Origin of the sequence: Methylobacterium sp. BTF04 (assembly GCF_010692745.1) — a bacterium.
GTDB lineage: Bacteria > Pseudomonadota > Alphaproteobacteria > Rhizobiales > Beijerinckiaceae > Methylobacterium.
On the sequence record NZ_JAAHTB010000205.1, the window covers coordinates 1 to 890 of the forward strand.

General features: G+C 55.2%; 1 protein-coding gene. It reads right to left on the reverse strand.

Annotated elements, in window-relative coordinates:
- Positions 1 to 310: 310 nt before the first annotated feature.
- A complete protein-coding gene (locus G3T14_RS24340; protein ID WP_163645030.1) occupies positions 311 to 589 on the reverse strand; it encodes an XRE family transcriptional regulator in 279 nt (92 codons plus the stop codon).
- Between the last annotated feature and the right edge of the window lie 301 nt (positions 590 to 890).

Consider the following 890-nt stretch of genomic DNA (forward strand, 5'->3'; position numbering starts at 1 on the left):
TCTTTTTTTTCACTGGACATTGAACCGCCCAGAGTATTAAGGCGGGAGCACAAGCTGGCTCTCTGTCATCGGCGCCCGATCGTATTGGCCAACAATGCGGCGAGATTAGACCTCAGCTTCGCGATTTAATAGGCCACACAGGTTTAAAGCACTTAATTTTCACCGATTTAGATAAATCTATCAATCGATTGCGTACAATACCGTACTCAATTGTAAGTTTTGCGATTTATCTAAAGGGGTCTTCTAGGGCTCTCGAATTATAGCCTGCCCCTCTGCCCATACCCCTATGCCGAATAGAAAATCGGGCCTTTTATGAGGTGCCTGAGTTTGAAGCGACAGAGGCTTTCCGCTCCCGGAACCGGATGCCGGCCCCTCCCCCGTTCTCGGGGATGAATTCCAGGCCGGCGCGCTCAAAGGCTTCGACCAGAGCGCGGTTGTTCATGGTTGTTAAGCTGGCGGTCTCGTCACGCCGCTCGAATGCGCCAATCGTAGATTTCGAGACGCCCGAGGCTTCATGCAAATCTGCCTGTTCCCAGGCCAAAAAGGATCTGCCTGCGCGGCACAGGCGAGGGGTAAGGCGAATGGACACGAGCTCTCCGTATTTCACAAAAATATTGTAGCTCAGGCACAACCTTGTTGACAAGGCGCTGGTGAGGAGTCAGGTTGTGCTTCATACACAACCTTGCTTCTCGGAACGCAAATGACCGCCCCCTCCTTCCTCCCCTCCAACATGCTGGTCACCGCCTCCCGCAGGGCCGCCGGCTGATCAGCATCCGCCATCAGGAAGTGCGGGATCGCAAGGCCGCTCTCACCGCCGCTGCGAAGACGATGGTTCTGACCGAGATGTCGGGGGTCGATCTCCTGTCCAAGGGCCTCCACACGGCTCTGCC